Source organism: Lacinutrix sp. (assembly GCF_023299985.1).
GTDB lineage: Bacteria > Bacteroidota > Bacteroidia > Flavobacteriales > Flavobacteriaceae > Lacinutrix.
Genome location: NZ_JALZVX010000090.1, coordinates 1 through 4,766, shown reverse-complemented (window position 1 = coordinate 4,766; position 4,766 = coordinate 1). Strand labels below are relative to the sequence as shown.

7 protein-coding genes and 5 tRNA genes are annotated in these 4,766 nt (G+C 35.2%); all 12 read left to right on the top strand.

Translation table 11 applies throughout. The features are described 5' to 3' along the window. The first annotated feature begins 17 nt into the window (after positions 1-17). Positions 18-91, top strand: a tRNA-Thr gene (locus tag Q0C58_RS04490). A gap of 64 nt (positions 92-155) precedes the next feature. Then, positions 156-237 (top strand) — tRNA-Tyr (locus tag Q0C58_RS04485). A 50-nt stretch (positions 238-287) separates the two neighbouring features. Further along, a tRNA-Gly gene (locus tag Q0C58_RS04480) sits at positions 288-360 on the top strand. Between the two features lie 11 nt (positions 361-371). Then, a tRNA-Thr gene (locus Q0C58_RS04475) sits at positions 372-443 on the top strand. Between the two features lie 70 nt (positions 444-513). After that, the gene (gene tuf, locus Q0C58_RS04470; RefSeq protein ID WP_290698050.1) at positions 514-1,701 is read left to right on the top strand and encodes an elongation factor Tu; all 1,188 of its coding nucleotides are present in this window, start codon (positions 514-516) and stop codon (positions 1,699-1,701) included. Between the two features lie 63 nt (positions 1,702-1,764). Beyond that, positions 1,765-1,837: transfer RNA gene (locus tag Q0C58_RS04465), tRNA-Trp, on the top strand. A 91-nt stretch (positions 1,838-1,928) separates the two neighbouring features. Beyond that, positions 1,929-2,123, top strand: a complete 195-nt coding sequence (gene secE, locus Q0C58_RS04460; protein ID WP_290698048.1) for a preprotein translocase subunit SecE — start codon at positions 1,929-1,931, stop codon at positions 2,121-2,123. A gap of 10 nt (positions 2,124-2,133) precedes the next feature. Next, entirely contained in the window at positions 2,134-2,688 is a 555-nt protein-coding gene (gene nusG, locus Q0C58_RS04455) for a transcription termination/antitermination protein NusG (protein ID WP_290698046.1), read from the top strand. Between the two features lie 71 nt (positions 2,689-2,759). Further along, positions 2,760-3,200: a 50S ribosomal protein L11 gene (rplK, locus tag Q0C58_RS04450; protein WP_290698044.1), complete on the top strand. Its 441-nt coding sequence runs from the start codon at positions 2,760-2,762 to the stop codon at positions 3,198-3,200. Between the two features lie 18 nt (positions 3,201-3,218). Continuing rightward, positions 3,219-3,908, top strand: coding sequence for a 50S ribosomal protein L1 (gene rplA, locus Q0C58_RS04445; protein WP_290698042.1), 690 nt, complete (start codon positions 3,219-3,221; stop codon positions 3,906-3,908). Between the two features lie 19 nt (positions 3,909-3,927). Continuing rightward, positions 3,928-4,449: a 50S ribosomal protein L10 gene (gene rplJ, locus Q0C58_RS04440; protein ID WP_290698040.1), complete on the top strand. Its 522-nt coding sequence runs from the start codon at positions 3,928-3,930 to the stop codon at positions 4,447-4,449. Between the two features lie 57 nt (positions 4,450-4,506). Next, on the top strand, positions 4,507-4,766 hold a 260-nt coding region (locus tag Q0C58_RS04435; RefSeq protein ID WP_290698038.1), incomplete at its 3' end, for a 50S ribosomal protein L7/L12.

The following is a 4,766-nucleotide window of genomic DNA, read 5'->3' as shown; positions in this document are numbered from 1 at the left end:
TAAAAAATGTAATAAAAGCCGATGTAGCTCAGCTGGCTAGAGCAGCTGATTTGTAATCAGCAGGTCGTGGGTTCGAGTCCCTCCATCGGCTCTTAAGCAAAGAAGTTGAAAAGCTTTTTTGTAAGTTCTTTAAAAATATTGATAAGTTTAAAATTGGGGAGATACTCAAGCGGCCAACGAGGGCAGACTGTAAATCTGCTGACTACGTCTTCATAGGTTCGAATCCTATTCTCCCCACTTTTTTCACCAAAAAAAGTAAGTTTTAAACAAAGAATTATTAAATAATTGCGAGAGTAGCTCAGTTGGTAGAGCGTCAGCCTTCCAAGCTGAATGTCGCCAGTTCGAACCTGGTCTCTCGCTCTAATATTTAAGCCGGTGTAGCTCAGAGGTAGAGCGTTTCCTTGGTAAGGAAGAGGTCACGGGTTCAATTCCCGTCATTGGCTCAATAGATTAAAAAAAATAAAAAATAGAACACTAATATTATTATATAACTAAGATTAAATTATTTAAAACATGGCAAAGGCAACTTTCGATCGTTCAAAACCACACTTAAACATAGGTACAATTGGACACGTAGATCACGGTAAAACAACTTTAACTGCTGCTATTACTAAAGTATTAGCTGATGCAGGTTTATCAGAAGCAAAAGATTTTGATCAAATTGATAACGCTCCAGAGGAAAAAGAAAGAGGTATTACAATTAATACTTCACACGTAGAATATGCAACAGCTAACCGTCACTACGCACACGTAGATTGTCCAGGTCACGCTGATTATGTTAAGAACATGGTTACTGGTGCTGCACAAATGGATGGAGCTATATTAGTTGTAGCAGCAACAGATGGTCCAATGCCACAAACTCGTGAGCACATCTTATTAGGTCGTCAAGTAGGTATCCCAAGAATGGTAGTATTCTTAAATAAAGTGGATATGGTTGATGATGAAGAGCTTTTAGAATTAGTAGATATGGAAGTTAGAGAGTTGTTATCTTTCTATGAGTATGATGGAGATAATGGACCTGTAGTTTCTGGTTCTGCTTTAGGTGCGCTTAACGGTGAACAAAAGTGGGTTGATACAGTAATGGAATTAATGGCGCAAGTTGATGCTTGGATTGAAGAGCCTTTAAGGGAGGTTGATAAAGATTTCTTAATGCCAATTGAAGATGTATTTTCAATTACAGGTCGTGGTACTGTAGCAACTGGTCGTATCGAGACTGGTGTTGCAAATACAGGAGATCCTGTTGAGATTATTGGTATGGGAGCTGAGAAATTAACATCTACTGTTACAGGAATTGAAATGTTCCGTCAAATACTAGATAGAGGTGAGGCAGGAGATAATGCTGGTATCTTGTTAAGAGGTATTGAGAAGTCTATGATTTCAAGAGGTATGGTAATCTGTAAGCCAGGTTCGGTAACTCCACATGCTAAATTCAAAGCTGAGGTTTATATCCTTAAAAAAGAAGAAGGTGGACGTCACACTCCATTTCATAATAACTACCGTCCACAGTTTTACGTACGTACAACAGATGTAACAGGTAACATTGCACTTCCTGATGGAGTAGAGATGGTTATGCCTGGAGATAACTTAACAATTCACGTTGAGTTGATTCAAGCTATAGCAATGAATATTGGTCTTCGTTTCGCAATACGTGAAGGAGGAAGAACAGTAGGGGCTGGTCAGGTAACAGAGATTTTAGACTAATTTTTAGTCTAACTAATATTATGTTAAGGTGTCTCGTTTTTCGTGACACCTTGACTTATGTTTACGGGCGTAGCTCAGTTGGTAGAGCACTGGTCTCCAAAACCAGGTGTCGGGAGTTCGAGTCTCTCCGCCCGTGCTTATAAGTATTAGAGGTTATATTGTTTAATCTTAATGCTAAAATAAATTAGAAAATGTGGTAATACATATTTCATTAAATAAAGATTTAAATGGCTGGAATAGTAAATTATATTAAAGAATCATTTGGAGAATTGAAAAACAACGTGACTTGGACACCTTGGGCAGAAGTGCAAAGGTTAACAATATTAGTTGCTGTTTTTTCAATTATATTCTCATTAGCAATTTGGGGAATTGATACTGTTTTCAGTAAAGTTATTAGTGAATACTTTAAATTAATTAGTTAATATAAAGTTTATGGCTGAAGTAGGAGGTAAAAAGTGGTACGTAGTAAGAGCAGTAAGTGGTCAAGAAAATAAAATTAAAACTTATATAGAGAATGAAATAGCTCGTTTAGGTTTGCAGGATTATGTTGAGCAAGTGCTAGTACCTACAGAAAACGTAGTGCAAATTAGAAACGGTAAGAAAGTAACTAAAGAAAAAGTTTATTTCAGAGGTTATATAATGATAAAAGCAAACCTTACAGGTGAAGTACCGCATATCATTAGGTCGATAACTAATGTAATAGGTTTTTTAGGAGCAACAAAAGGTGGAGATCCTTTACCTTTAAGACAGTCTGAAGTTAATAGAATGTTAGGTAAAGTAGATGAGTTAGCCGTAGATATGGATTCTAGTGTAGCTATTCCATTTACAAAAGGTGAAACTGTAAAAGTTATAGATGGTCCTTTTAACGGATTTGATGGAACTATAGAAAATATCAACGAAGAAAAACGTAAACTTGAAGTAATGGTTAAGATTTTTGGAAGAAAAACACCATTAGAATTAAGTTATATGCAAGTAGAAAAAATTTAATAATTGTTACAATAAAGAAAGTGTTAAGTCAGCTTCAAATACAGACTTAATAAAAAACTAAATTATTCAAAATGGCAAAAGAATTAGGCAAAGTAGTCAAATTACAAGTAAGGGGAGGTGCAGCGAATCCGTCGCCACCGGTTGGACCCGCTTTAGGTGCTGCTGGTGTTAATATCATGGAATTCTGTAAGCAGTTTAATGCTAGAACCCAAGATAAAGCTGGTAAAGTTTTACCAGTTGTGATTTCTGTTTACAAAGACAAATCGTTTGATTTTGTAATCAAAACTCCTCCAGCTGCAGTACAATTATTAGAAGCGGCCAAAATAAAAAAAGGATCAGGTGAACCTCATGTACGTAAAGTAGCTAAGGTAACTTGGGATCAAATAAAAGCAATTGCAGAAGATAAAATGGTAGATTTAAATGCCTTTGAAATAGGATCAGCAATGAAAATGATCGCAGGAACTGCAAGATCTATGGGTATAACTGTTAAAGGTGGTGAAGCACCTAATTAACCTAAAAAGATTTTTAAAATGGCAAAATTAACAAAGAAAAGAAAAGAGTCTGTAGCTAAAGTTGATAAGGATAAAGTTTATTCTGTTCAAGAAGCTTCAGTTCTAATAAAAGAGATTTCTAATATGAAGTTTGATGCTTCAGTAGATTTAGCTGTGCGTTTAGGAGTAGATCCTAGAAAAGCAAACCAAATGGTTAGAGGTGTAGTGTCTCTTCCACATGGAACAGGTAAAGATGTTAAAGTATTAGCTTTAGTAACTCCAGATAAAGAAGCAGAAGCTAAAGAAGCTGGTGCAGATTTCGTTGGTTTAGACGAATACCTTGATAAAATTAAAGGTGGTTGGACAGACGTTGACGTAATTATTACTATGCCAAGTGTTATGGGTAAATTAGGTCCTTTAGGACGTGTATTAGGTCCTCGTGGTCTAATGCCAAACCCAAAAACAGGTACAGTAACAATGGATGTTGCAAAAGCTGTTACAGAGGTGAAAGCTGGTAAAATTGACTTTAAAGTTGATAAAACAGGTATCGTTCACGCTTCAATAGGAAAAGCATCTTTTAGTGCTGATAAAATTGAAGGTAATGCAAACGAATTATTAACCACATTAATGAAACTGAAGCCAACTGCATCAAAAGGAGTTTATGTAAAAAGCATTTTTATGTCTTCTACAATGAGCCCTAGTATTGCAGTGGATACAAAAATCGGTTAGTAGTTAAATACTTAATATCATGACAAGAGAAGAAAAATCACAAGTTATAAAAGAATTAACTGCACAGTTAGCTGATAATGCTAACATCTATTTAGCTGATATATCAGGATTGAATGCAGGTACTACTTCAGATTTACGTCGTGCTTGTTTTAAAGCAAACGTAAAATTAGCAGTAGTTAAAAACACATTACTTGAAAAAGCAATGGAAGCTTCAAATAGAGAGTTTGGTGAGTTACCATCTACTCTTAAAGGTAATACATCTGTAATGTATTCTGAAACAGGAAATGCTCCAGCTAAAGTAATTAAAGCTTTCCGTAAAAAATCCGAAAAACCTTTATTAAAAGGTGCTTTTATTGAGGAAACAGTTTACATAGGAGACGATCAACTAGATATGTTAGTTGATATCAAATCTAAAGAAGATTTAATTGGAGATATTATTGGATTATTACAGTCTCCTGCGAAGAATGTTATTTCTGCACTTAAATCTAGTGGAGGAACACTTTCAGGTATTCTTAAAACATTATCTCAAAAAGAGGGGTAATTTAAATAGTACGCACTTTACACTTAAATATTAAAAATTAAAAAAAATTATTACAAAATGGCAGATTTAAAAGATTTCGCAGAACAGTTAGTTAATCTTACAGTTAAAGAAGTAAATGAGTTAGCAACTATATTAAAAGATGAATACGGTATCGAGCCTGCTGCTGCTGCAGTAGCTATGGCAGGACCAGCTTCAGGTGGTGGAGAAGCTGCTGAAGCACAAACTGAATTTGATGTAATCTTAAAAGCAGCAGGTGGCGCTAAGTTAGCTGTTGTAAAATTAGTTAAAGAATTAACTGGTTTAGGATTAAAAGAAGC

Bases quoted from the DNA above. Each gene is read 5' to 3' on its own strand.
- tuf (WP_290698050.1), top strand. From the start codon at position 514: ATGGCAAAGGCAACTTTCGATCGTTCAAAACCACACTTAAACATAGGT.
- rplJ (WP_290698040.1), top strand. From the start codon at position 3,928: ATGACAAGAGAAGAAAAATCACAAGTTATAAAAGAATTAACTGCACAG.
- rplA (WP_290698042.1), top strand. From the start codon at position 3,219: ATGGCAAAATTAACAAAGAAAAGAAAAGAGTCTGTAGCTAAAGTTGAT.
- rplK (WP_290698044.1), top strand. From the start codon at position 2,760: ATGGCAAAAGAATTAGGCAAAGTAGTCAAATTACAAGTAAGGGGAGGT.
- secE (WP_290698048.1), top strand. From the start codon at position 1,929: ATGGCTGGAATAGTAAATTATATTAAAGAATCATTTGGAGAATTGAAA.
- nusG (WP_290698046.1), top strand. From the start codon at position 2,134: ATGGCTGAAGTAGGAGGTAAAAAGTGGTACGTAGTAAGAGCAGTAAGT.